This window comes from Nocardioides sp., from assembly GCF_035481145.1.
Classification (GTDB): Bacteria; Actinomycetota; Actinomycetes; order Propionibacteriales; family Nocardioidaceae; genus Nocardioides.
In genome coordinates, this window is the sequence record NZ_DATIHB010000061.1 from 1 (window position 1) to 23,858 (window position 23,858).

A 23,858-nucleotide genomic window follows, 5' to 3' on the forward strand; every position below is an offset into this window, starting at 1 on the left:
CCGCCAGCTCGTCCACGACGGCGACCACCTCCGCATCGCCGAGCGCGTCGACGTCCACCAGCTCGGCCAGCACCTCGACCAGCTCCCCGGCCAGCACCGCCTTGACCACGACGAGCGCGACGCCGACGACGACCACCACCACCACCACCCCGAGCCCGACGCCGACGGTCACCACCACCCCGACGCCCACCCCGACCACGACACCGCTCCCGCCGCGGACGATCCGGTCCGCGCAGAAGCGTCTCAACGACCTCGGTTGCAGCGCGGGCGTCGTCGACGGCGTCGCCGGCACGCGCACCAAGGCCGCGATCATCAAGTTCCAGGCTGCCAACGCGCTCGCCCAGACCGGGACGATGACCACCGCGACCTGGCGCAAGCTCGAAGCCACCCGCAAGGTGCGGTGCGACCGGCGTCCGGTCCCGGCGTACTCCGGCTCCGGCAAGCGCATCGTCGTCTCCCGCACCCAGAACTACGTGTGGCTGGTCCGCAGCGACGGCACGGTCCGCTGGCAGGGCGGCATCATCGACAACCCGAGCGTGTGGTCCTCAGGGACCTACCGGACCGGCTCGGTGTGCGGGCGACCCGCCCATGTGCGCTACAACAGCGACTACAGCGGCACGCTCCGCCTCGACCACTTCACCCGGCTGCGGACCAACCTGTGCGGTGTGGGCTTCCACCGGATCCCCGTCCGCAAGTCGAACGGAGCCCAGATCCACGCCGACTGGCTGCTCGGGACGAACCTCCAGGCCTCGCACGGCTGCATGCGCGTGAGCGCGCGGACCGCGAGCGAGATCTGGGACTTCACCCAGAGCGCGGTCACCGTCGTCGTGAAGCCCTGACTCGGGCCGTCGGCTCAGAGCCCCATCAGGTGGCGCTCGACGCGCAGCACGGCCGCGTCGTGCTCGGGGTCGCCGGTCATCGCGGCCGCGAGGCGCAGGTGCGGCAATGCGTCGGCGTACCTGCTCTGCCGCTCGAGCGCGCGGCCGAGCGCGTGGCGCGCCCAGTCGTCGTCGGGGACCTCCTCTACGAGCACCCGCAGCTCGGCTTCCGCCTTCTGGAGCTGGGCACGCATCAGGTAGGCCCATGCGCGCAGTGACCGGAGTCCACGGTTCGTCGGCTCGTCCTCGAGCGCGGCATCGATGAGCTCCAGCGCCTTCGCAGGCTCGCGCCTGACCAGCAGGTCGTAGGCCGCGCCGTACGCGCGCTCGGGGGCCAGCTGCCCCGGGAAGATGAGGGCAGGTGCCTGGATCTCGAAGTCCTCGCTCACACGGTCTCCAACGCCGTCGGGATGCGTCCTCTTCCCCAGAGTGTCACGGCCGTGGTCAGGAACTGGTGAGCAGCGATGGCCATTTGCCGTACGACGGCACAGGTCGTGCGAAACTGCTGCTCACCATTGGGCGGACTCGGCCGCGTCCGACTCGGAGAGATTTCTGATGAGCCGTGCCGCGCTGGCCGTGACCGCGCTGGTCTCCGCTGTCCTTGCGGTGCCGGTCGTGACGGCGGCTGCCTCCACGCCAGCGTCCGCCCTGACCACCGGATCGACGTACGTCGCGCTGGGCGACTCGTACGCGTCGGCACCCGGCGTGCCGTCGTACGTCGCCGGCACCGCCTGCTCCCGCTCGACGCAGAACTACGCGCACCTCACCGCCGCCGACCTCGGGCTCGCCCTGAGAGACGTCACCTGTTCGGCGGCCAGCAGCCGCCACCTGAGCGCGGCGCAGTACGACAGCAACGGCCAGCTCGTGCAGGGGCCGCAGCTCGACGCGCTGACCGAGGATGCGGCACTCGTGACGCTCGGGCTCGGCGCCAACGACGGTGACTACTTCTGGAACATGATCGTGGGCTGGCCGATGGACGACGCCGCCGCTGCCGACCGGATCCGGTCCAACGTCGTGGAGAACGTCGAACGGATCCGGGCGATCGCCCCGACGGCGCGTGTCGTGGTCGTCGGCTATCCGGCGCTCTACCCCGCCTCCGGGTGGTGCGAGGAGCTCCTCCTCCCCGCCGAGCAGATCCCGCTCGCCCGTGCGCGGAACCGGGCACTTGCCGATGCGATGCGCACAGGCGCCGAGCAGGCAGGGACCGACTTCATCGAGCTCTTCGACCGGAGTGCCGGCCACGACATCTGCTCGGTCGACCCCTGGATGCAGGGCAAGACCGGGACGTGGGGCGTGGCGACGCCATTCCACCCGCGACTCGTCGAGCAGCAGGTGGTCCGCGACGCGCTGGTGGAGCTCGTCGGTCCGGTGGAAGCAGCTGCACCGACGACGGCGACGCCGACGCCGACCGAGAGCGTCACAGAGACGGTGAGCGCCTCGCCCGCTGCGACCGCATCCCCGAGCGACGTCCTCACCCCGACTGGGAGCCCGACGACCGCCCCGGCAGCGGTGGTGTCTCCGACGCCGACGGCGACCAGCACCTCCTCGCCCACGCCGACAGCAACGGCGACGGCGACGGCGACGGCGACGGCGACGGCGACGGCACCAGCGAGGACGAGCACGACCACCACGCCCGCCATCACCTGGTACGCCAAGCGCGGTCGACCGGTCATCTGGCACCGCGTCGGCGTGCCGCGCCCGACCTGTTCACCCGCGGTCTGCTCGGTGAGCCGCCGCTGGCGGATCAACGGTGTCCTCGTCAGCCAGGATCGGTCCCTCTACCTGCGACGTGCCTGGCTCGGGAAGTACGTCTCCGTACGGGTCATCGTCCGTGCCTACGGCTTGACCTGGACGCGGACCTATAGCTGGTCGAGCCCCATTCGTCGACCGTGACGCCCTGAGCGACCGACGAGGCCCGACCTGCGTCACCGCGGGTCGGGCCTCGCCGGTTCAGCTACGGGTCAAGGCGTGTACTCGAAGATCACCAGGCCGTAGTCACGGTCGCTGGACGCGACGTACTCGGTTCCATCACGGGCGAACGTCTGGATGCCCCAGAAGTTGTTGCCACCTACCACAGCCCGACCGATGACGTGGTGGCCTACGCAGCCGGCCGTGACATGACACGGCGGTGGTGCGACCTGGGCGCAGCAGTGTCCTTCCGCGCAGGACTGACCCCACGGACACGTCAGCGGAGCATTCGGCTTCCATCCGTACGCCCTCGCCCTCCTGGAGGCGCGGTTCCGCGGGGAGGGCGCGACGTCCAACTGCTCGACGGTCTGACGCCCGGCAGCGAGACCGGGTCCCGCACTCGCGCGGGGCCCGGTCTCAGCCTGTCAGCGTCGCTCGGAACAGCTCCGCGAACTCGGCAGCGGCGGCGTCACTCACAACCCGACGGTCCGTGCGGAAGGCGATGAAGAGTTCCCGTCCGACGCCGACGACGCCGACCGCGATCGGCATGAGACCCGAGACCGCCATCCCCGGCGGGGTGAACCAGACCTCCTGGACCTCGCCAGCATCACCGAACGCCGGGAGCTCCACCCGGCCGACGTTGGAGAGCACGGTCGTCTCGATGAAGTGCTTCTCCACGAGCGGGAGGAGGCCGGCGAAGGCCTTGCGTGCGATAGCCGGGACGATGTTGCCTGGCTCGAGCAGGTCCACGACCCACCCTGCTGCGCCGTTCTCCTTCGCCGGTGCGGTGTGCTCGCGAACCATGGCGGTCGCTGTGGTGAGGTCGTCGGGCACGCTGGTCGGAATCATGATCGCGAGGTAGCTCGCGAAGTTGCTGACCACCTCCGTCGCCCACTCGGTGGGGCGCAGATTGACCGGCATCATCGTGGAGACACGATCTCCGAGCCTGGCACCGTGTGCACGGTTCCACCGCAGGATCGACAGTGTGTGCGCAGCGAGCACGATGTCGTTGACGGTCGCCCCCGTCGGCCGTCGCCGGAGGACAGCCTCGGTCTCGTCCGGGGCCAGCCGCAGCGTAGTGACGGCGAAGCTCGCGTCGCCGGGGTCGCCGCCGTCCTCGGCGACACGGGTCAGCCGGGCACGGTCGAGGACGTCCCTACCCACTTTCGCCGCACGCGGGGCGAGGTCCTTCATGCTGCGTGCCCCGACGAGGCTGGTCAGGTCACGAGCTATCTCGAGCTCCGGCCCGCCAGGCTGGTCCAACTCACCGGCATACGCGTGGGCAATGCTCCGGAGGAGACGCAGGGCGCTCATGCCGTCGAAGATCGCGTGGTGCAGGTTAAGCACCAGGTGGTCACCCTCGGGGTGACGAACGACGACCGGAAGGAAGGCAGGACTGACGTACAGGTCGGGCTGACGTGAGAGCAGTCGTGAGCGGACGACATCGATCGGCTCGTCGGTCACGGACACCGCTACATGGTCTGCGTGTGCGGGAATCTCCCACTGGAGCCGGCGCGCCGACCAGCTCGTCGGAGCCAGCCGCGCGCGGGCCATGGGATGGATGCTGAGCGCGGATCGGATCGCACCCGCCAGCCGGTCGACGTCGATCTGCCCCGTCACCCGAACTTCGAGGTGGACTGACATCAACGCCCTCGATGCGAGGTTGATGAAGACCTCGTCCAGCGAATTGACGGCCGTGCTGCTCACCATCGCCTCATTCCTCTCTGCCGGGTTCACGACGGACCTGCGCGTCTGCTTCGACACGGACACCGACGCGTCGTACGTCCATGCCTGCCGCAAGCCGGCACGCGATCTCCCGATTGTGGGCCGGCGCCACCGTTCCCGCGCTGACCTGGTTGAAGAAGCTGTGGATCATGTCGGGGAACTCGACCAGCTCTGTCGGCACGCCTGCTTCCGCGAGCTTCGCTGCGTACGCCCGTCCCTCGTCCCGAAGTGGATCGAAGCCGGCGGTGACGACGACCGCCGGTGCCGTGCCGGCCGATACCTCCGCGAGAGCGACGGCGAGACGGGGGTCGCTCCTGGCCAACGGATTGGGAGCGACCCATCCCTGGCAGAGGTCCAGCCAGCGCCCGGTCAGGTAGAACCCGTCGTCGAACAGGTCGTGGGATCCGGAACGGCCCCCGGGCCACGTCGCCGGGTAGATCAGCAGCTGGAGCGCAAGCGGCACTCCTTCCGCGGCAGCCGACAGCGCAACCGACGCCGCGAGGTTGCCGCCCGCGGAGTCGCCACCGACGGCCAGCCGCTTCGGGTCCGCATCGACGGCCCCGGGGTTGGCGACGAGCCAGCGCAACGCGGCCAGGCAGTCCTCGTAACCCGCGGGGAATGGACACTCGGGAACGAGCCTGTAGTCGACGGCGAGGAGCGGTCATGACTCCGGGCCACCCGAGTCTTGCAACACCTCGCGCGCGGGCAGGAGCACGTTCAAAGCTTGCGGCACGATCTCGATCCGCGCTGCCTCCTGCTCCGAGGCGGGCAGCTGGCCGAGCGGCTCCCCGTCGCCGCCCATGGGCACGGGCGGATTCCCGTAGACCGTGACCGAGCGTCCACGGAGGACGTGCACCTCGGGGTGGTCGACGTGCGAGCCGTCGTACACCTTGGGCAAGGACCGCATCAGTCCTCGTCGGCTCGCCGCCTCGATGACGACCACGTCCAGGAGCCCGTCGTCCACCTCCGCGCTCGGCGCGATCTTCATGCCGGAGCCGTAGTACTTGGAGTTGGCTACGACGACCGTCGCTGCCTGGAAGGAGTGGATCTCGCCGTCGACGGCGACGCGCACCCGCACAGGCTTGTAGGTGGCCAGCGAGTGCACCGCAGCGTACGGGTACTGCAGCTTGCGCGGCATCCAGCGGACCTTGTCGACCACCTCCCCCGCGACGGCGTCCACCCCGCTGTAGACCGAGCCCGCGACCATGCGCGGGTCGTCGTCGCCCAGACGGAGGGAGAGCAGGTCGATCGCCGTCGGCACACCCCGCAGCAAGACCTCGGCAAGGGCATCCGGCGCCTTCGGCAACGCCAGCATGCGCGCGAAGTCGTTCCCGCGACCGGCAGGGATGATCCCCAGCGTCCCTCCGCGACGTGCCACCGCTCCGGCGATCGAGGAGAGCATGCCATCACCCCCAGCGGAGACAAAGACATCACCCCGCTCCACAGCCGCACCGACGATGGCATCCGTCTGCTGCGGCCCGGGCGAGCGGGTCACCTCCACGACGGCTCCCGCATCCCGCAGGATCCGTGCCACCGGAGCAACCACGTCCGCCGCGGATCCCCCGCCAGAGGTCGGATTGACCAGGAAGGAGAAGGACATGGGAGAACCGTTCACGGGATCAGCACTCCGGGGTTGAGGATGCCGGTCGGGTCGACCGCGTCCTTCAGCCCCCTGAGCATGGCGACGCCGACGGGACCGATCTCACGGGCGAGCCACGGCTTGTGGTCGGTTCCCACTGCGTGGTGGTGCGTGATCGTTCCACCCGACTCGATCATCGCGTCTGAGGCAGCGGCCTTCGCCGCGAGCCACTGCTCGAGCGGCTCGTCGCCCTGCCTGGCGGCGACGGTGAAGTACAAGGAGCACCCGGTCTCGTAGACGTGGGAGATGTGGCACAGGACCAAGGCACCCGCGCCGAGCGATGCTTCAAGTGCCGACTTCACGGCCGTGTAGAGGCGCTCACGGTTGGACCAGAAGGTGGCCGTCTCAAGGGTCTCCACGAGGACGCCGGCGTCGAGCATGGAGTCCCGCAGGTACGGCGCGTGGAAACGCCCTGCCACCCAGGCAGCGCCCCGCTCCTCACCCAGGTTCGTGCCGCCCAGGGAGGTGAGGACCGTAGCAACCCGGACGCGGTGATCCGCCACGGCGGCCCCCTCGTGACCGACGATCATCAGGCAGCCGGTCACACCGTCACCGCCAATGTCACTCTGGCTCGCCAGGTTGACCATGGTCTCGGCCTCGTCGGAGAGCCGCAGCACGGTCGGGAGGATCCGGTCCTGGCTGAGCCGGCGCATCGCCTCGGCACCTTCGGCGAAGGTCGGGAAGGACCACGCCTCGTACACCTTCTCCTCGGCGACCGGCCGGACCCTCACGGTCACCTCGGTCACGACACCAAGCGTGCCCTCCGAACCCATCACGACCTCGCGCAGGTCAGGGCCTGCAGCGTTGGCTGGCGACGAACCTGCCCGCAGCTCGCCGATCGGTGTGGCCACGCGGAGCCCCACCACCATGTCGTCGAACCGACCGAAGCCGGCCGAGGACTGCCCGCTGGACCGCGTCACCGCGAAGCCGCCGATCGAGGCGAACTCGAAGGACTGCGGGAAGTGACCGAGGGTGAGCCCGTACTCGGCCAGCGCCGACTCCGCCGCCGGCCCCCTCATGCCGGGCTGAAGCACCGCGGTCATCGAGACGAGGTCCACCGAGACAAGCTGGTCGAGCCTCACCAGATCGAGGCTCACCAGGCCCTTGAAGCCGTCGCGGCGCGCCGCGAGGCCGCCGGTCACGCAGGTGCCCCCACCGAACGGGACCACGGCGACCCCCTGCTCCACGGCCCACGCGAGCGTGGCGACAACGTCGTCGTGGGAGCCGGGTCGAACGACGGCATCGGGGGCGTCGACCAGGTCGCCGCTTCGCGCCCTCAGCAGGTCGGGCGTCGACTTGCCCCGCGTGCGGAGTCGTCGCGTCTCGTCGTCGGTGAGGACCGCCTCGTCGCCGAGCGCGGACCGCAGCGCGCCGAGGACGTGCCCGCTGAGGCCCGGGGCGGGGAGGGCCACCTCGCTCACCGCAGGCGTGTCGCGCGTACCGACGAAGGCGTCGACGAGAGCGCGAACGGAGTCGGGGAGCGACGAAGCCTCGGCGGGGTTCCCCCACCGCTGGGGGTGCATTTCAAGCGTCATGCGTTACAGTGTTACACATGTCGTCAGATCGTAACAAGGATGAGCCGGTGCCAACCGCCGAACGGCTGCTGGCTGCGGCCCGAGAGTGCGTCCTCCTGGTGGGCTGGAAGCGCACGACGCTCACCGACATCGCGAACCGCGCAGGTGTGTCGCGGATGACCGTGTACCGCACGTACCCCGACATGACCACGCTCTTTGCCGACCTCATGACCCAGGAGTGGGCCGAGGTCGTCTCGACGGTCCTGCCGGCGGCCGACAGCGTGACGAACAGCCCCGACCGAATCGCCGCGAGCGTGGCCGGCACCGTGGCCGCACTGCGCGACAACGATCTCTTCCGGCGCGCCGTCGACCTCGATCCGGAATGGCTACTCCCCTACCTGCTTTACCGACGGGGCCGCTCACAGGACGCCCTGCTGGACCTGCTCGTAGCTGAGCTGTCGCGGTGCCAGGCCGACAGAACGATCCGTGCTGGCGAGCCCGAGCTGCTCGCGCGGACGATCATGCTCGCGGCCCACGGCCACGCGCTGTCCATCGGCACGATGACCGACGACCTCGTCACACCCGATGCCCTCGATGAGGAGCTCAGGGAACTCGTTCGGAGGTACCTAACGCCATGACCCCCCGCATCATTGCCGGCCTCGATGGCGCCCCGGATGCCGTCGACCTGGTCGTCATCGGCCTCGGCGTCACCGGCGCCGGTGTCGCGCTCGACGCAGCCTCGCGCGGCTTGAGCGTGCTCGCAGTCGACGCCCACGACGTCGCTTTCGGCACCTCCCGGTGGTCGAGCAAGCTCGTTCACGGTGGCTTGCGCTACCTCGCCTCCGGCCAGGTCGGCATCGCGCACGAGAGCGCCGTCGAGCGCGGCATCCTCATGGAGCGCACCGCTCCGCACCTCACGCGCGCCCTGCCCTGGCTCCTTCCCCTGACGCCCGGCGTTTCGTTCAAGCAAGCCACTCTCGCTTCCCTCGGCTTTCGAGCAGGCGACATCCTCAGGCTGACTGCAGGTACCCACCGCGAGACACTCCCCCGTCCGCGTCGGGTCTCTCGTGCCGCTGCCGCACAACTCGCGCCGGCGGTCAGGTCTGCGGGTCTTCGCGGCGGCCTGGTCAACTGGGACGGCCAGCTCGAGGACGACGCCCGACTCGTTGTCTGCCTCGCACGAACGGCAGCGGCATACGGCGCCAACGTCCGTACGAAGGCGAGGGTCCTCGAGGCGACGGGCACGTCCGTGATGCTGCGAGACGAGCTCACCGGGGCCACCCGTTCCGTCGCAGCCCGAGGCGTCGTCAACGCCGCCGGCGTGTGGGCGGGCGACCTGGTGAGCGAGGTGCGCCTCACGCCGAGCCGCGGCACCCACGTCGTCCTCCGGGCCGAGACGATTCCCGGCCTGCGCTCGGCGTTGACGGTCCCCGTCCCTGGAAGCACCAGCCGGTTCGTCTTCGCGCTCCCGCAGCCAGAGGGCGTCATCTACATCGGCCTCACCGACGAGCCCGTCGAGGGGGAGATCCCCGACGTCCCGTCCCCCAGCGACTCCGAGATCGATTTCCTTCTCACCACCGTGAGCGCGGCGCTCGAGGTGCCCCTGCAGCGCTCGGACGTCATCGGGGCCTTCGCCGGCCTGCGCCCCCTGCTGCAGGGTGCCGGCGCGTCTGCGGACCTCTCACGGAAGCATGCCGTGCTGACCTCGGGCAGCGGTGTCGTCACGGTCGTCGGCGGCAAGCTCACCACGTACCGCCAGATGGCACAGGACGCGGTCGACGCCACCGGTCTGACCAGGACGCCGTGTCGGACCAGGAACATTCCGCTCCTCGGCGCTGCACCGCGTGCCGTCCTCGCGACCCTCGGCGAACCCGAGCGGCTCGTACGTCGATTCGGAACGCAGGCGCCCATGGTGATCGACGAGGGCGTCCGCGCCACCGGACTGACCGAGCAGGAGCTCGTGAGCCCGGGGCCGGGCGGGGTGACCCTTGCCGAGCTCGTCTTCGGTGTGACCCACGAGGGTGCTGTCACGGTCGAGGACCTGCTCGACCGTCGTACCCGTGTAGGACTGGTGCCCGAGGACCGCGAGAAGGCGGTTCCCCTCGCAACGCGGGCGCTGGCGCTGGCCCACGCCCGCCTGAGCGACGACCAGTCCTCGGGTTCGCAATGAGGGACACCCGAAGCAAGGTGGATGCGGCTGCCGCCGTGATGGCGGACAAGCTGGCCGAGGTGCCTCCGCGGCTCCGTGGCTGGATGCACGCGGGGGCGATCCCTCTCCTCACCGCTGCCTTCGCCGTCCTGATCGTTCTCTCCCCCACCGGGCTGACGACGCTCGGATCGTCGGTGTACGCCGCAAGCGCCCTGCTCCTCTTCGGCGTGTCCGCTCTCTACCACCGGGGCACGTGGAGCTCGAGGACCTGGGCCTTCCTGCGCCGGTTCGACCACGCCAACATCTACGTCTTCATCGCGGGTACCTACACGCCGTTCGGGTTCCTCTACCTCGACGGCGCGGCACGCGCCTGGTTGCTGGGCATCGTCTGGGGCTGTGCCCTCGGAGGTCTGGTGTTCCGGATCGCGTGGGTCGACGCACCGCGCTGGCTCTTCACCCCGCTCTACATCGCGCTGGGATGGATCGCCGTGATCTTCCTGCCACAGGTGCTCGACGGAGCCGACCGGTTCCCGGTGTGGGTGAACGTCACCGTGCTCGCCCTGGTCGCGACGGGCGGGGTCCTGTACACGGTCGGCGGGCTCGTGTACGCCGCGAAGCGACCGAACCCGTCGCCGACGTGGTTCGGCTTCCACGAGATCTTCCACCTCTGCACCGTCCTCGCTTTCGCGGCCCAGTACGTCGCGATATCGATCGCCACCTACTCGCTGCGCTAGAACCCTCCGACCCTTCCGAGGAGATCGACGTGGCTCTGCCCATGGACCCCAACTCCAGCGGTGGCGACGGCGACGGCGACGGCGACGGCGACGGCGACGGCGACGGCGACGGGCAGTATCGCGGCCGCGAAAATCCCGGGACCGCTGTCCTCCTCTACGTCCAGGCCGGGATCCGGCCGCGCGCACCACGCAAGCACCGACGTACGACGCGTGTCGCAAAGGAACCCACGTGCTATGCGACCCCCGGCGCGGGAAGACGGCTTCATGACGACCCGACCCGAGGGGACCGACGACGCCCGACGCGGCATGGCGCCTCCCGACCCCACGCCCACCGACGAGCAACGGACGAAGCCCTGCGCCCGCGGAGCGACCCCTTCTACGACGCCCCGGCGGACCTGGAGTCGCTCCTCCCCGGCTCCGTCGTGCGCATCCGGAAGGTGCGGCTCGGGTTCATGGGATTCCTGCCGCAACGCTCCCTGACGGCGTGGCAGGTGGCGTACCGCAGCAACGACCTCCACGACCGCCCCGAGGTCGCGGTGACCACCGTCGTCCTGCCTCGCTCCACACCCCGCGGCCTGATCGCCTACCAGTGCGCGATCGACGCGATCTCCGATCGCTGCTTCCGGTCGTATGCGCTCCGTGTCGGCGCACGGGCATGGGGCGCAGTCCCCCAGGTCGAGTCCTCCTGGTGGCGCATCTGGTGCGGCGCGGATTCGCGGTGAGCCTCGCCTACCACGAGGGTCGCGCGGGCGTCCTCGGGGCGCCACGTGAGCCCGGATTCCGTGTCCTGGACGGGGTTCGCGCCGCCCTCGCGGCGCTGCGCTCGGGCTGAGTCCCTCCGTTGAGATTGGCCTCTTCGGCTACTCGGGTGGCGGCATGGCAACGGCATGGGCTGCCGAGATGGCCCCCACTACGCGCCGGAACTGCCCATCGTGGGCGCTGTTCTGGGTTCTCCGGTCGGTGACCCCGGCGAGGCCTTCATCAAGCTCAATGGAGGCAGCTTCGCCGGCCCACCGGCGCTGGTCGTGGCCGGGCTATGCCAGGCGTACCCGGTCTGGCACGCGTCGTGCAACAGCACGCTAGCCGGGAAGGTCTCCGTCGCCTGAAGAGCCTCGAGGAACTGACCACGTATCCGCCATCATCCGGTTCCGCGGTGACGGCCCGCGGAGGCTGTGATCTCTCGATCACCGGCCAACCCGTCACGTGCAGGCATACCTGCACCGCGCTGCTTCGGAGATGACGACAACGCGGCACCCCGTGGTCCGTCCACGCGGCTAGGTTCTGCCGGCCTCCGATGCGGCGAGCGCCATGCACTCGCGAACAAGCTGACGAGGGACAGAACCGTCAGCGGTGGCGGTCTCGAAGACCAACCGGTAGATCATCGGCGCGATGACGTGATCGACAACCTGGTCCGGCGTGGGGTCGAAGGATGCTGCTCCCAGCGTCCGACTGATGATCGCCCCCGCCTCGGCGCGCCTGTCCCTGAGGCAGGAGTTGGGCGTTCCTTCAGACACCGCTGCCGCGGCACGCAGCATCGCGGTCTTCGCTGGTCGGCGCCAGTGGTCCCAGACCTCGCTCGCCCACAGGGCCAGGTCCTCCTCGAGCGACCCCGTGTCGGGAAGAGGGCGCGCAGGGTCCAGCCGCTGTGCAGCGACTTCCGCAACCAGCGAAGCGGCATCTCCCCAGCGCCGGTAGACCGTCGAGGGGCTCACCCCAGCCCGGCCTGCGACGACCGGAAGGCTGGGCGTCTCACCGCCGCTCTCCCGCAACAGCTCCTCGAGGGCGTCTCCCACTAGCCGAGCAACCTGAGCGCTGCGGCCGCCTGGACGGGTGCGCGGAATAGATCGTGTGGGCACAGCATTGAGGATAAATGCAAAGTTCTTCGCTTTAAAGGACCCTTCCTGTGGCCGTACGACCCCTGGCACTGCCTCTGTACGCTGGCGAGCTGTTCGCCTTCTTCGCAGCGGCAGCTGCGCCATCGCCGCTTCTCGTCCTGTTCCAGGGCCGCTGGGGCTTCGACGCCGCGATGTTGACGGTGGTGTTTGCGATCTATGCAGTGACGCTGCTCCTCGCGCTGCTGATTGCGGGAGCGATCTCCGATCACGTCGGACGGAAGCCTGCAATCATCACGGCCTTGGCAGCCCAGGCGGCGGCCATGATGCTCTTCCTGGTTGCCGATGGAGTGGCATCGCTCCTGGTTGCCCGTGCGGTGCAAGGCCTCGCGACAGGAATCGCCGCAGGGGCTCTGGCCGCCGCCATTCTTGAAGCCGCACCCGCAGGACGTCGTACGGGGTCGCTGGTCAACGGATTCGCGCCGCTGGCGGGCCTCGCTGCGGGTGGACTCGCCAGCGGCTGGGCCATCCGGGAGCTGGACAACCCCGAGCAGGTCACGTTCGGCGGGTCCGCTGCCTTCTTCGTGATCGCCGCCCTTCTGACCACGCTCCTGCCCGAGACCAGTGCGCGTCGGCCTGGTGCGTGGAAGTCGCTTGTCCCCCGGGTCTTTGTGCCTGCGGCGGCCCGGTCGACGTTCGTGGCGGCGATCCCGGCGACGTTCGCGGTGTGGGCGCTGGGTGGCTTGTACCTGTCCTTGGTCCCCCCAGCGATGCATGAGGTCTTCCACATCGACTCTCCGATGGCCGGGGGCGTGGCGATCGCTCTTCTCAACGGGACGGGCGCTCTGGCGCCGCTCTTCCTCCAACGGCTCAGCGCCTCCGTCGTGACCGAGTTGGGCGCGGCCAGTCTGTCCGTCGGCGCCGCTCTGATCCTCAGCGCGACGGCCTTCGCCTCCCCTGCCCTCTTCTTCAGTGGCACGTTCCTGGCTGGCGCCGGCTTCGGCAGCGCGTTCGCAGGGACTCTTCAGCAGCTCGGCCCGCTTGCCGATCCTGCACAACGCGCGGAACTGTTCGCCGCGATCTACGTCGTGAGCTATCTGGCGTTCAGTCTGCCTGCAGTCGGCGCGGGAATCGCGTCCCGGTCGCTAGGCCTGACGGCCTCGCTCGAGGGGTACTCCGCGCTACTCGTAACGGCGGCGCTATTGGGTGTCATTGCCACCCGCACACGGCGAACGGCGCCGATTCAGGTGGCCGGCTGACCTGCTCCGCCCATGTGGTCGGCGAGCACGACGTCCGCGGCCTTCTCGCTGACCAGATACACCGCGGCAGCAATGAAGAAGCCAGGAATGTCCGGGAACACTGAGGCGTCGACGACTCGCAGACCTCGCAGACCGTGCACCCGGAACGACCCGTCCACCACCGCCTCGGGGTCGTCGGCTCGACCGATCTTCGCGGTGCCGCACGCGTGGTGACCCCAAGCCTGATCACGAACGAATTCGCGCAGTTGCTCATCCGACACGACCCCCTCACCGGGAACCAGTTCGCGCCGCACCCCAGTGCGCATCCGATCCAGGATGTCGCGGGCGATCTGCACACCCTCTACGACCCCGGCGAGGTCCTTCTCGTGACCGGACGAGCCCTCCTCGAAGTAGCTGAACCCGATGTCGGGAACATCCCGCGGGTCGGCAGAGCGCAGCATCACGCGTCCAGACCGATTTGCGGTGTGTGCCTTGAGCACCACCACAGACAACCGGTCGTGATGTCGGACCACGTCGCGGGCATAGCCCGGGTAGTAGCCGCGGAAGTCGATCGGCAACGCGAAGACGATCAGATCCGAGGGTCCATCATCGCCAGCCGCTGCCGATCGCGCGACCAGGGCGGCCAACGACCCATTCGTGGTGTAGGGCCCGTCGGCTGAGTCGCGCCATTCCGCGAAAAGCGCGTCCGCCTCCGCCTCGTCGGCCGGTACGTCGATCTCGGCACCATCGAAGAGGGCGTACTCCTCCTCGAGCTCAGCCACCACCGACACCTCGTACCGGTCGTGCAGATTGGCACCAACTCCCGGGGCATCCCGGACCACGCTGATGCCGTGCCGTACGAGCTCGTCTGCGGGGCCGACCCCGGAGAGCATGAGCAGTTGCGGGGTGTTGAAGGCACCGCTCGCGAGGATCACCTCGCGACGAGCGCGGACGAGCCGCTTCCCTCCTGCCATCACCGTCCGCTCCGTTCCACCGCCGCAACGCTGCTCGGGCGCGGCGCCGTAGGACCGGGAGCCGGCGAGGTACTCGACGCCGACCGCACGGTCCCCGTCGAACACGACTCGCGTCGCCAGACAGCCCAGCCGAAGAGTGAGCCGATCGGGATGCGCAGCGGCGACATCGCTCAGCCGCTCCCTGCTCCCATTTCGCTGGCCATCGCGCACTGCGACCGGGATGAACGACATTCCCTGAAAGTCGTCGGGGGTGTCCGCGGCATTGATGTCACGTGGGAGCGAGACCTCAGCCGGAATCGCGAACCGCGCCCTGCTGGTCTCCTCGATCGCCTCAATGACATCGAGGAACTTGGGCTCGCGTCCCGCAAGCCGCGGGTCCGCGCGAGTGGTTCCGAGCCAGCCTTCGCGTCCGTGCGCTGCCCCGGCGTCGCGCTGCCTGCCGTCCTGCCCGGGAAGAGGCTGCGCATCCACACCCTGCCAGGCCTCCAGCCTCTGCACGTAGTGCCGCATCGCGTCCGGCGCCCACGACGGGTCGCCCGTGACGTCGGCGATCCGCTGCCAGTCGTGGTCCTGGGGAAACATCGTGACCATCGCACTGACTGCGGTGCTCCCACCGAGCGTACTGCCCCGCGGATAGAGCACCCCGTCGCGAGCGGGCACGAACTTCGGGTCCGCGCGCTGCTGTTCGTCGTCAGTCCAGTGGCGGACGAAGAAGTCCCAGCGCATGTCCGGGTCCTCGCTGGCGTAGGCCTGCATGATCGGAACCGAGTAGTAGGGGCACGCGTGATCGTCGCCGGCCTCGAGCACCAGCACCTCGTAGCCAGCGAGCGCAAGGCGGGCAGCGATGGGGCCACCTCCGGCGCCCGAGCCGACCACGACGAAGTCGTAGGTCTCCTCCACGGACATGTCAGTGGATCAGGTCGCGCCAGTTGGCCGGCACCCGGCCCGCTGGACCCGGCACCGGTTGGTCATCGGGGCGACTGGAAGGGGCAGCCAGCCGAGGCCCTTCGTACATCTGCTTGTCGCGGTAGTCGTAGAACCAGTCCTCACCGGGCTCGAAGCTCTGAATCAACGGGTGGCCGCTCCCCCGGTGGTGTGCGGAGGCGTGTTGAGACGGCGAGGTGTCGCAGCAGCCCACGTGCCCACAGAGCGCGCAACGCCGCAGATGCACCCACCAGCCGCCACTGGCGAGACACTCCGCGCAGCCTGTGCCACTCGCCGGAACGTTGACGTCGAGGTCGGGCTTCTCCTGGCTCACGCCTGTCACGGTACCTCTCCGGGGGCGAGCTGGCAGGCGTCGCTGATCGATGCCCTGGACAAACGGCGTGTACGGCTCGTCCTGGACATCCGGCCCCGTCCCGGCCCTCCATCACTCGCGGCAGAGGAACGCGATCCAGCGGTCTCAGCCATGTGCGCACTCCTTCGCCAGCTCGCGCTTGAGGATCTTTCCGGTGGCCGTCATCGGCAACTCTGTTCGAAACTCGACGATGCGCGGGTACTTGTACGCCGCCATGTTCTTCTTGCACCACGACACGAGTTCGCTCTCGCTCATCGTCGCGTCCGGATTGCGAATGATGAATGCCTTGACCTCTTCGCCATGGCTCGGGTGTGGCACGCCGACGACGGCAGCGAGGCTGACGTCAGGATGCGTGAGGAGAACCTCCTCCACCTCGCGGGGATAGACGTTGAACCCACCCCGGATGATCATGTCCTTCTGCCGGTCAACCACGTAGATGTAGCCCTCGGAGTCGCGGGTGCCGATGTCGCCGGTGTGGAACCAGCCCTCATCGTCGATCGCCGCCGCGGTCGCGTCCGGGCGATTGAGATAGCCCTTCATGACGTTGTGGCCGCGGATGCAGATCTCCCCCGGTTCGTCCGGGTTCGTCTCCACGCCTTTGTGGTCAACGATCTTGACCTCGACACCCCATACGGGCAGTCCGATGGAGCCCGGTCGACGCGGCCGGTCCGACCGGTTGAACGTAGCCACTGGGCTCGTCTCCGAGAGACCGTAGCCTTCGAGGATCGGGACCCCGAAGCGCTCCTCGAAGGATTTGAGCAGTTCAAGAGCAAGCGGGGCACCACCAGAAACGCTCACCCGAAGGGTCTCTGCGATCCTCTCGAGGTCAAACCGGTCCGAGGTCTCGCACGTGAGCAGTCCCCAGTACATCGTGGGAACACCCGCGAAGAAGGTGACGCGTTCCCTCCCCAGAAGCGACAGCGCTGCTTCGGGTTGGAAGCGCGGCATGAGCACCAATGTCGCTCCGTGGGCAAGACCAGCGTTCATCTGCACTGACGCCCCGAAGCTGTGGAACAGGGGCAGCGCGACGAGATGCACGTCGTGCGGATGGTGCCCGAACAGCCGACCAGCCATCAGCGCGTTGTGGACCAGGTTGCTGTGAGTCAGCTCGGCTCCCTTCGGCGCCCCGGTCGTTCCGCTCGTGTACAGCACCACCGCCGTATCCGTCTCACGGGTCTGGACGCCAGAGGAGACGTCAGGTTGCCCGTGCCGGAACTCCGCGAGGGAGTCAACGAGGGCAATCGGCGATGTAGCGGTTGGGTCGGCTGTGATCAGGACGAACGTCTCGCAGCCGGGCACGCTCTGGTAGGCCGCAAGCCCGATTCTGGCCATCGGAAGGTCGTCGCTGCCCTCGAAGCAGAAGTAGGCCTTGGCCCCCGAATCGGTGAGCGCATAGGCGACCTCGCGCTCGGTAAGCAACGAGTTCAGAGGCACCACCGTGGCGCCTGCCTTCAGCACCCCGAAGTACACGATCGGGAACGCTGCGGTGTTGGGACAGCTCAGTGCCACCCGATCCCCTGGCCTGATGCCACGCTGGATCAGGCCATGGGCAACCTCGTTGGCTGAAGCGTCCAGCTCCGCGTAGCTCAGCCGTGTCTCGCCCTCCACGACAGCATCTCGACCCGGCAGTTCACGGGCCGAGTCCTCGAGAAGAACAGCAAGGTTGAGCATGCGCATCTCCGTCGCGTCGATGTTCGAGGACCCAACAGTGATGCGAGAGCAGTTGCGCGTGATAGTGGCTCAGCGACAATCCCACTAGTGGCGTGCCTACTAACCGTCTACCTGAGACGGTCGCTTGGGCTGACCGGAGAGCAGGCGGATAGCGATCACGAGTTCCTGAACGTCTGCGAACTTGCGGAGGTCGCACCCGGTCCGTTCAGCGATGCGGTCCAACCGGTAGTAAGCCGTGTTGACGTGCATGTGCAGCTTCTCGGCAGCGATCTTCGCATTGAGGTCCCAGGCAACGTACTCGAGCAGAGTCTGGATGAGCGCCCCACCCCGTGCTTGGTCCTCCTCGATGAAGCGGCGAATCTCGGTTCTGATCAGGCGCCGCGCTGTGGGGTCGTCACGCAGCACCAGGTATTCGAAGCTGGACACCAGAGGAAGCGCCAGGACCCCCGGCTCGGCCCCCAGGCCGTCACGCGCAGCGCTGGCTTCGCTGTAGGCCTCGGCCACGCCCGACGGCCCGGTATGCACCGTGCTGATGCCCATTGCGAGGGAAATCCCTTGGCGGGAAAGGCGGCGCTGCGCCTTTTGCAACCTCTCGATGACCGCCGGCGCACCACCCGCCGAGATCGGCGAGACGCCGATGACCTCGTCGTGTCGGACCACCGCAAACCCCCGATAGCCGCCACCCAGCTCGCGCCCTGCGGCGTAGACCACGTCCCGCAGGCTCTGGTCACCGACCAGGTCGCCCACCGGCACAGCGGAAGCGACCACGAGCTGAGTAGAGGACTCGAGTCCGGCCATTCGTAGCATCGCCTGTTTGGCCCCAGGGGCCACCTCCCGCCCGGCGAGGAGGTCTTCGAGGAGGTCTCGCCGCACCCGGTCCGTCTCGGCGACTTGAAGCTGCTGGGCCTCGACATAGGCCTCTGCGGCGACGGTGCTGCCCACTTCGATCACCTGCATGACGTGGGCTGCCAGCGTCAGCGCAGCATCGCGTGTTGCCAGGTCCGACCCGGCGGCCTTCAGCACGCTTTCCCACAACGTCACCTGGTTGAGGCGGAATGCCTGCAGGAAATCGGCGAGCGAGACTCCCTGCCTCACTCGTCTGGTCGCCTGGGCAGCGGTGATGGGGAAGTCCGAGCGGCGGGCCGGCCGCCCTTCCGAAATCGTGGCCAGGACGGCGCGGAAGACTGCATCTATGTGCAGCCTGAGGTCATCTCGGAGGTCATGGTCAGCACTCGCGGAATAGGCAGGAACCTGAGCCCACGTGCGGTCCACACAGGTGGCCACGAGGTCATCGAACGATGACCGCACGGTGTCGATGATGCGGTGAACGCGTGGATCCACCGCCGCGTCGCTCTGCTTTCCCGAACGAGCGTTCATGGCATCTCCCATCGGACATGGATCGGTTCCTTCGCAGCAGACCAAGTGGATGCAGGCCCCACCCGCACTCTAGGCGGTGGTTGTGGATCAACCACAAGACAGGCGCTCCGAGGTTGGCGCATGACCATCGTGTGTCGGGCGTCACATATCGGAATAGTCGGCAGTGCAGCCCGGAGCCGATCCCGTCTCCTGGCCGCGGACCACGACAACACGCCGGGTGCCTCGGCGAAGCCACCGAACGTGAGGGCCATCCATGACCACGACACCATCTGTCCCCGAGTCCGCAACTTCAAGGACGCAGCCGCAATCGATGAGCAGGATCGCGACAGCGTCGCTGGTCGGCACGACCATCGAGTTCTACGACTTCCTGATCTACGGCACGGCTGCGGCGCTCGTGTTCGGCCCACTCTTCTTCCCCTCGTTGGGCAGCGGCGCCGCGACGGTGGCGTCAATCGCCACCTTCGGCGTCGCATTCGTGGTCCGCCCGCTCGGCGCCATCCTGTTCGGCCACTACGGCGACCGCCTCGGGCGCAAGAAGACCTTGGTCACCACCCTTCTTCTGATGGGTGGTTCGACCTTCGCGATCGGCCTCATGCCGACCGCTGATGCCATCGGAGCGGCGGCCCCGGTGCTCCTGGTCGCGCTTCGGGCGCTGCAGGGACTGGCTTTGGGTGGCGAATGGGCCGGCGCGGCGCTGCTCACCTCCGAGTACGCAGCCCACGGTACGCGCGGCCGGTACAGCATGTTTCCGCAACTCGGTCCGGGCCTTGGCGTGGCACTGTCCAGCGGAACCTTCCTGGTCACAGGAGTTCTGATGGGCCCGGAGAGCTTCGCCGCATGGGGGTGGCGCATCCCGTTCCTGGCGAGCGCCGTGCTCATCCTGCTCGGCCTCTGGGTCCGGCTCAACATCGCGGAGACGCCCGCGTTTGCGAAGACCATGGCCCGCAGCGAGCAGGTCAGGCTTCCCTTCGCCGACGCGCTGCGTGACCAGTGGCGCGAGATTCTCCTGGGCGGGGGTCTGCTCTCGATGACGTTCGGGTCCTTCTACATCGCGATCGTCTTCCTCACCAGCTACGCAGGACAGGGTGAAGGCGGTGTCCTCCGACTGACGCAGGAGACCATTCTCGTCGCGAACATCGTCGGTTCGGCGGTGCTGTCGATCGGGGTCATCGGCTCGGCGATCTGGTCTGACCGGGTCGGTAGGAGGCGTGTGCTGTTGACCGGGACCAGCTTCGGAGTGGTTGCTGGCCCCCTTGCCTTCGCCATCATGGAACCGGGTAGCGCGGTGTCGTTCTTCATCGCCCTGAGCGTGCTGATGCTGGTACTCGCCATCCCGTACGGTCCGGCAGCGGCGTACCTTCCGGAGCTCTTCCGGACCCGATACCGCTACACCGGCGCTGGCATGTCGTACAACCTGGCCGGAATCCTCGGCGGGGCGGTCCCCCTCGTCGTCGCGGACCCGTTGGTCAAGGCCTACGGCGGCATGGGCCTCGCCTGCTTCCTCTCCGCCCTCGGCATCCTCAGCACCTGTTGCCTGCTGGGGCTGAAGGAGACCCGGGACACCGCTATCGGGGCCGATCCGGTTTCAACACTCGCCTGATCCCGAGCGCAGTTGCCACCCGAACAACTGCAGCCATTCCGACCCCGCGCCCACACTGGAGGCCAGCATGCAGACGTACGAGATTCCGGATGAGATGACCGAGATCGTCATCATCGAGCCAGGCGGGCCGGAGGTGCTGCAACCCCGCACCGCTCCGGTCCCGACTCCCCGAGCCGGCGAAGTACTCGTCCGCGTCGAGGCCGCCGGCGTGAACCGGCCCGACGTCATGCAGCGCATGGGCGAATACCCGATGCCACCGGGGGTGAATCCAACGCCCGGTCTGGAGATCGCCGGTGAAGTCGTCGCCATCGGCAATCAGGTCACCTCGGTCACCGTCGGCGACTCGGTGTGCGGTCTGACCGAAGGCGGAGGGTACGCCGAGTACTGCGTCGTGCCGGCCTCGCAGACCCTGCCGGTGCCGGACGGTCTTCGGGCCGTCGATGCCGCCGCCATCCCTGAGACGTTCTTCACCGTCTGGGCCAACGTCTTTCACATCGGTCGCGCCAAGTCCGGCGACACGCTCCTCGTCCACGGCGGCACCAGCGGGATCGGTTCGACCGCGCTCATGCTGGCCAAGGAGTTCGGCATCCGCGCGATCACCACTGACGACGGCGACGACAAGTGCAGGGCCGCGCTTCAACTAGGCGCTGAGACCGCAGTCGACTTCCGCGAATGCGACTTCCTGGACGCGGTACACGACTGGACCAACGGGACGGGCGTCGACGTCATCCTTGACATCGTCGGCGGCGCCTACCTGCAGCGCAACCTGGCGGCGTTGGCCAAGGACGGGCGGTTGTTGTCGATCGGCTATCTCGGCGGAGAGGTCGCACCTGAGGTGAACCTGCTCGCCATTGCACTGAAGCGGGCAACATTGACCGGATCGACGATGCGGTCTCGCACCGCTCACGAGAAGGCCGTGATCGCGACCGACCTGCGGGCCAAGGTCTGGCCGGCGCTCAACGCCGGCCGTTGCCGGCCCGTCATCCACGACGTCTTTCCACTGGCCCGCGCAGCTGACGCTCACCGGATGATGGAGGCCGGCAAGCACATCGGCAAGATCGTCCTGGACGCCACCGCATGATCGCACGTTGCACGACCTCGTCGCGGCCCGCCCTGCCGCCGAGCGCCTCGGTGTCCGCGCGACAGGAGCGCCCGTCCATGCGTGCCGTCCCTCACGACATTCCGCCAGCCAGTACCTGGAAAGCAACGGCTGGGCGTCGCGGCAATCGGCGATGACTCCACGTAGCAAGGCGGACGCCGTCGCACAGGAGGGCCCGGAGCGACTGGCGCTCCGGGCCCTCAACAGAGGTTGCTTGGTTGTCAGCCCTTCATCCCAAAGGGGTCAGGGACGACCGGCGTACCGATGTTGTTCCAGAAGTTCTGGAGGACGTAGCCGTACTCCGACAGGTTCTGGTTGAACGGCTCAAGCATGGCGTTGGCGGTCTCACTCTTCCAGTCCTCCTGCAATTCGCAGGCCAGGGCGAACGTCGTCACCGGCTCGGCACCGGCAGCGGTCATCCGGGCCAGTGCGGCGTCGGCCTCGTAGCGACTCCAGGCACCCGCAGCGTCGATGACCGGGAAGACCTGATAGCCGTCGTTGAGCATGGACAGCGTCGGGAAGAGCGTGCACGTGCCGATGGTGACGCCGGCCAGGATGATGTGCCGACGACCTGTCTCCTCGACGATCTTCTCGAACGCCGCCCGGAAGGCCGGGTCCTCGTAGGCGTTGATGATGCCGGTCCGGCGGTAGATCGGCTCGTCCGGGAAGAGCTCCTTGATCTCCGGGAGTGTGTCGCCGTTCTGCCACTGCGCGTTCGAAGACGTGATCAGCACCGGCAGGCCGAGGGCCTTCGCCGTCCGGGCCAAGCCGACGACGTTGCTCTTCAGTTCCGCGGCACTGGTCGTGTCGCGGGTGCTCGCCATCAGACCGATCTGGTGGTCGATAAGCAGGACGATCGAGTTGTCGATCGTCGGCTTGTCGTAGCCGAACGCACCGGCCTCTCGTGCCTCGGCCGGCCGTCGACGTGTCGGAAGCGGTCGGTCAGTGATGGGGCTGACGACATCGGGAGTACGAGTCTCGGACATGGGTTCTCCTCAAGGGGGTGGTGAACTGGCGTGGTGAACTGCGAACACCTGGTCCCGAACGTGGACGGGTTCAGGCGTTCGCTCGGCGATCCAGAGCCCCGATCAGGGCGTGGTCGACGCTGACGCGGCCGTATCCAACGGCGGTGATCGCGATGGCTGCGGCGGTGATGACGGCGACGAGCTCCCAGCCACCCTCCGCAACGAAAACGCCGGCGTCTCGGTGCACGAACCAGAAGGCGCCGGCCATGTCGAGCACGACGAGCAGCGCCGCGACCGGAGCGAGCAGGCCGATCACGAGGAGAGCGCCTCCCGCGAGCTCGGCAATCGCCGCGTACGTCGCCGCGGCCCGGGCGTTAGGTACACCCATGTCGTTGAAGGACGCGGCCGTACCGGAGAGCGTGTAGGTGTGGAGCTTCTGCCAGCCGTGAGCGATCAGCACAGTGCCAGTGAGCACTCGGGCGGCGAGCAATCCCAGGTCAGCGATGGGAGCAGGTAGAGGGTGGAGGAGGTTCATCTGGGTCCCTTGATCATTGATGAGTGTTGTGTCGAGGTCTCATGGGTCTCGCGAGGGCCGAAGACCATGACGAAGCCGGGCGTAAGGCGAATCCCTCGGGATGTCGCGCCATGCCGTTCCTTTTACTTGAAGCTTCAAGTACGACCCTAGACGGGATGTGGTTGAAGCGTCAAGTGATTCGAGTCATAGTTGCCTCATGACCGAATGGCTTTCCGACGACGAGATGTCCGCATGGCTGCGACTAGTTGCGATCACAGAGTTGCTTCCCGGCGTTTTGGACGCGCAACTCCGGCGCGACGCGGGACTGAGCCACTACGAGTACTTCGTGCTCGCGATGCTTTCCGAGGCGCCAAGCCGCACCCTCCGCATGACGGAACTGGCACAGCGGACAAATGCGTCGCTCACGCGGCTCTCGCATGTGGCACGGCGCCTGGAGGACCGCGACCTCATCGAGCGCTTTCCGTGCCCCGAGGACGCCCGCGCTACCAACGCGCGCCTCACCGACCCCGGATGGGCCGTCGTGGCCGAGGCGGCCCCTCGCCACGTCACCCACGTGCGCGCACGCGTGCTCGGCGATCTGCAGCCGCAGCAGATCCGTCAGATGGCGACGATCGGGGATTCGATCTTGGCGCGCCTCGATCCTGAAGGTCGAATGACCGCGCTCTACCGACCGGCCGACACGCGGATCGCTCCCTGAGGCCCGTGTGAACAGGCCCTGTCCGA

General features: G+C 68.1%; 21 protein-coding genes and 3 pseudogenes. 12 read left to right on the plus strand and 12 right to left on the minus strand.

The features are described 5' to 3' along the window. Positions 1 to 101 precede the first annotated feature (101 nt). Positions 102 to 320: pseudogene (locus VLF38_RS17355) on the plus strand (peptidoglycan-binding domain-containing protein); the annotation flags it as partial. Between the two features lie 33 nt (positions 321 to 353). Then, positions 354 to 839, plus strand: coding sequence for a L,D-transpeptidase (locus VLF38_RS04830; RefSeq protein ID WP_325270150.1), 486 nt, complete (start codon positions 354 to 356; stop codon positions 837 to 839). A gap of 14 nt (positions 840 to 853) precedes the next feature. Here the strand turns inward: VLF38_RS04830 and VLF38_RS04835 are convergent, their stop codons facing one another. Then, a complete protein-coding gene (locus VLF38_RS04835; protein ID WP_325270151.1) occupies positions 854 to 1,267 on the minus strand; it encodes a tetratricopeptide repeat protein in 414 nt (137 codons plus the stop codon). Positions 1,268 to 1,433: 166 nt separating this feature from the next. On the opposite strand from VLF38_RS04835, the gene VLF38_RS04840 reads away from it, so the two are divergent. Continuing rightward, on the plus strand, positions 1,434 to 2,771 hold the full coding sequence (locus VLF38_RS04840) for an SGNH/GDSL hydrolase family protein (protein ID WP_325270152.1): 1,338 nt from the start codon (positions 1,434 to 1,436) through the stop codon (positions 2,769 to 2,771). Between the two features lie 432 nt (positions 2,772 to 3,203). Here the strand turns inward: VLF38_RS04840 and VLF38_RS04845 are convergent, their stop codons facing one another. The 4 genes and pseudogenes from VLF38_RS04845 to VLF38_RS04860 all read right to left on the minus strand — a co-directional run bounded on the left by VLF38_RS04845 (position 3,204) and on the right by VLF38_RS04860 (position 7,685). Further along, entirely contained in the window at positions 3,204 to 4,496 is a 1,293-nt protein-coding gene (locus VLF38_RS04845; RefSeq protein ID WP_325270153.1) for a condensation domain-containing protein, read from the minus strand. Positions 4,497 to 4,500: 4 nt separating this feature from the next. Continuing rightward, positions 4,501 to 5,154 (minus strand): annotated as a pseudogene (locus tag VLF38_RS04850) (alpha/beta hydrolase); the annotation flags it as partial. A gap of 18 nt (positions 5,155 to 5,172) precedes the next feature. After that, complete coding sequence (locus tag VLF38_RS04855; RefSeq protein WP_325270154.1) at positions 5,173 to 6,111, minus strand: diacylglycerol/lipid kinase family protein; 939 nt, start codon at positions 6,109 to 6,111, stop codon at positions 5,173 to 5,175. A gap of 11 nt (positions 6,112 to 6,122) precedes the next feature. Further along, positions 6,123 to 7,685 (minus strand): FAD-binding oxidoreductase, encoded by a 1,563-nt coding sequence (locus VLF38_RS04860; RefSeq protein ID WP_325270155.1) that lies wholly within the window; start codon positions 7,683 to 7,685, stop codon positions 6,123 to 6,125. Positions 7,686 to 7,702: 17 nt separating this feature from the next. On the opposite strand from VLF38_RS04860, the gene VLF38_RS04865 reads away from it, so the two are divergent. The 5 genes and pseudogenes from VLF38_RS04865 to VLF38_RS17360 all read left to right on the plus strand — a co-directional run bounded on the left by VLF38_RS04865 (position 7,703) and on the right by VLF38_RS17360 (position 11,653). Beyond that, positions 7,703 to 8,302, plus strand: a complete 600-nt coding sequence (locus VLF38_RS04865) for a TetR/AcrR family transcriptional regulator (protein ID WP_325270175.1) — start codon at positions 7,703 to 7,705, stop codon at positions 8,300 to 8,302. Then, positions 8,299 to 9,834, plus strand: a complete 1,536-nt coding sequence (locus tag VLF38_RS04870) for a glycerol-3-phosphate dehydrogenase/oxidase (RefSeq protein ID WP_325270156.1) — start codon at positions 8,299 to 8,301, stop codon at positions 9,832 to 9,834. Before VLF38_RS04865 ends, VLF38_RS04870 begins: the two co-directional genes overlap by 4 nt. Continuing rightward, positions 9,831 to 10,547 carry a PAQR family membrane homeostasis protein TrhA gene (gene trhA, locus VLF38_RS04875; protein ID WP_325270157.1) on the plus strand — a complete coding sequence of 239 codons (717 nt, stop codon included), beginning with the start codon at positions 9,831 to 9,833 and terminating at the stop codon, positions 10,545 to 10,547. Before VLF38_RS04870 ends, trhA begins: the two co-directional genes overlap by 4 nt. Positions 10,548 to 10,576: 29 nt before the next feature. Next, complete coding sequence (locus tag VLF38_RS04880) at positions 10,577 to 11,269, plus strand: hypothetical protein (protein ID WP_325270158.1); 693 nt, start codon at positions 10,577 to 10,579, stop codon at positions 11,267 to 11,269. Continuing rightward, positions 11,203 to 11,653, plus strand: a pseudogene (locus VLF38_RS17360) (lipase family protein). Before VLF38_RS04880 ends, VLF38_RS17360 begins: the two are co-directional and overlap by 67 nt. A gap of 168 nt (positions 11,654 to 11,821) precedes the next feature. Here the strand turns inward: VLF38_RS17360 and VLF38_RS04885 are convergent. Further along, on the minus strand, positions 11,822 to 12,340 hold the full coding sequence (locus VLF38_RS04885; RefSeq protein WP_325270159.1) for a TetR/AcrR family transcriptional regulator: 519 nt from the start codon (positions 12,338 to 12,340) through the stop codon (positions 11,822 to 11,824). Between the two features lie 110 nt (positions 12,341 to 12,450). Here VLF38_RS04885 and VLF38_RS04890 point away from each other — a divergent pair, with 110 nt between their 5' ends. Continuing rightward, positions 12,451 to 13,638, plus strand: a complete 1,188-nt coding sequence (locus VLF38_RS04890; RefSeq protein ID WP_325270160.1) for an MFS transporter — start codon at positions 12,451 to 12,453, stop codon at positions 13,636 to 13,638. Here VLF38_RS04890 and VLF38_RS04895 read toward each other — a convergent pair. The 4 genes from VLF38_RS04895 to VLF38_RS04910 all read right to left on the minus strand — a co-directional run bounded on the left by VLF38_RS04895 (position 13,623) and on the right by VLF38_RS04910 (position 18,936). Beyond that, the gene (locus VLF38_RS04895) at positions 13,623 to 15,491 is read right to left on the minus strand and encodes a GMC family oxidoreductase (RefSeq protein ID WP_325270161.1); all 1,869 of its coding nucleotides are present in this window, start codon (positions 15,489 to 15,491) and stop codon (positions 13,623 to 13,625) included. The genes VLF38_RS04890 and VLF38_RS04895 overlap by 16 nt on opposite strands. Positions 15,492 to 15,498: 7 nt before the next feature. Next, positions 15,499 to 15,849: a UBP-type zinc finger domain-containing protein gene (locus tag VLF38_RS04900; protein ID WP_325270162.1), complete on the minus strand. Its 351-nt coding sequence runs from the start codon at positions 15,847 to 15,849 to the stop codon at positions 15,499 to 15,501. A 144-nt stretch (positions 15,850 to 15,993) separates the two neighbouring features. Further along, a complete protein-coding gene (locus VLF38_RS04905; RefSeq protein ID WP_325270163.1) occupies positions 15,994 to 17,559 on the minus strand; it encodes a long-chain fatty acid--CoA ligase in 1,566 nt (521 codons plus the stop codon). 99 nt (positions 17,560 to 17,658) lie between these two features. Further along, a complete protein-coding gene (locus VLF38_RS04910) occupies positions 17,659 to 18,936 on the minus strand; it encodes a PucR family transcriptional regulator (RefSeq protein ID WP_325270164.1) in 1,278 nt (425 codons plus the stop codon). 310 nt (positions 18,937 to 19,246) lie between these two features. Between VLF38_RS04910 and VLF38_RS04915 the strand changes: the two genes are divergently transcribed. Both VLF38_RS04915 and VLF38_RS04920 read left to right on the plus strand, forming a co-directional pair. Beyond that, complete coding sequence (locus VLF38_RS04915; RefSeq protein ID WP_325270165.1) at positions 19,247 to 20,536, plus strand: MFS transporter; 1,290 nt, start codon at positions 19,247 to 19,249, stop codon at positions 20,534 to 20,536. A gap of 67 nt (positions 20,537 to 20,603) precedes the next feature. Further along, a complete protein-coding gene (locus tag VLF38_RS04920; RefSeq protein ID WP_325270166.1) occupies positions 20,604 to 21,617 on the plus strand; it encodes an NAD(P)H-quinone oxidoreductase in 1,014 nt (337 codons plus the stop codon). 239 nt (positions 21,618 to 21,856) lie between these two features. On the opposite strand, the gene VLF38_RS04925 is transcribed toward VLF38_RS04920, so the two are convergent. Together VLF38_RS04925 and VLF38_RS04930 are read right to left on the minus strand one after the other, a co-directional pair. Next, complete coding sequence (locus VLF38_RS04925; protein ID WP_325270167.1) at positions 21,857 to 22,621, minus strand: isochorismatase family protein; 765 nt, start codon at positions 22,619 to 22,621, stop codon at positions 21,857 to 21,859. A 70-nt stretch (positions 22,622 to 22,691) separates the two neighbouring features. Beyond that, entirely contained in the window at positions 22,692 to 23,135 is a 444-nt protein-coding gene (locus VLF38_RS04930) for a DoxX family protein (RefSeq protein ID WP_325270168.1), read from the minus strand. Positions 23,136 to 23,331: 196 nt separating this feature from the next. Between VLF38_RS04930 and VLF38_RS04935 the strand changes: the two genes are divergently transcribed. After that, entirely contained in the window at positions 23,332 to 23,832 is a 501-nt protein-coding gene (locus tag VLF38_RS04935) for a MarR family winged helix-turn-helix transcriptional regulator (RefSeq protein ID WP_325270169.1), read from the plus strand. Positions 23,833 to 23,858: the final 26 nt, after the last annotated feature.

Bases quoted from the DNA above. Each gene is read 5' to 3' on its own strand.
- VLF38_RS04830 (WP_325270150.1), top strand. From the start codon at position 354: ATGACCACCGCGACCTGGCGCAAGCTCGAAGCCACCCGCAAGGTGCGG.
- VLF38_RS04840 (WP_325270152.1), top strand. From the start codon at position 1,434: ATGAGCCGTGCCGCGCTGGCCGTGACCGCGCTGGTCTCCGCTGTCCTT.
- VLF38_RS04845 (WP_325270153.1), bottom strand. From the start codon at position 4,496: ATGGTGAGCAGCACGGCCGTCAATTCGCTGGACGAGGTCTTCATCAAC.
- VLF38_RS04855 (WP_325270154.1), bottom strand. From the start codon at position 6,111: ATGTCCTTCTCCTTCCTGGTCAATCCGACCTCTGGCGGGGGATCCGCG.
- VLF38_RS04860 (WP_325270155.1), bottom strand. From the start codon at position 7,685: ATGACGCTTGAAATGCACCCCCAGCGGTGGGGGAACCCCGCCGAGGCT.
- VLF38_RS04865 (WP_325270175.1), top strand. From the start codon at position 7,703: ATGTCGTCAGATCGTAACAAGGATGAGCCGGTGCCAACCGCCGAACGG.
- VLF38_RS04870 (WP_325270156.1), top strand. From the start codon at position 8,299: ATGACCCCCCGCATCATTGCCGGCCTCGATGGCGCCCCGGATGCCGTC.
- trhA (WP_325270157.1), top strand. From the start codon at position 9,831: ATGAGGGACACCCGAAGCAAGGTGGATGCGGCTGCCGCCGTGATGGCG.
- VLF38_RS04905 (WP_325270163.1), bottom strand. From the start codon at position 17,559: ATGCTCAACCTTGCTGTTCTTCTCGAGGACTCGGCCCGTGAACTGCCG.
- VLF38_RS04910 (WP_325270164.1), bottom strand. From the start codon at position 18,936: ATGAACGCTCGTTCGGGAAAGCAGAGCGACGCGGCGGTGGATCCACGC.
- VLF38_RS04915 (WP_325270165.1), top strand. From the start codon at position 19,247: ATGAGCAGGATCGCGACAGCGTCGCTGGTCGGCACGACCATCGAGTTC.
- VLF38_RS04920 (WP_325270166.1), top strand. From the start codon at position 20,604: ATGCAGACGTACGAGATTCCGGATGAGATGACCGAGATCGTCATCATC.
- VLF38_RS04925 (WP_325270167.1), bottom strand. From the start codon at position 22,621: ATGTCCGAGACTCGTACTCCCGATGTCGTCAGCCCCATCACTGACCGA.
- VLF38_RS04930 (WP_325270168.1), bottom strand. From the start codon at position 23,135: ATGAACCTCCTCCACCCTCTACCTGCTCCCATCGCTGACCTGGGATTG.
- VLF38_RS04935 (WP_325270169.1), top strand. From the start codon at position 23,332: ATGACCGAATGGCTTTCCGACGACGAGATGTCCGCATGGCTGCGACTA.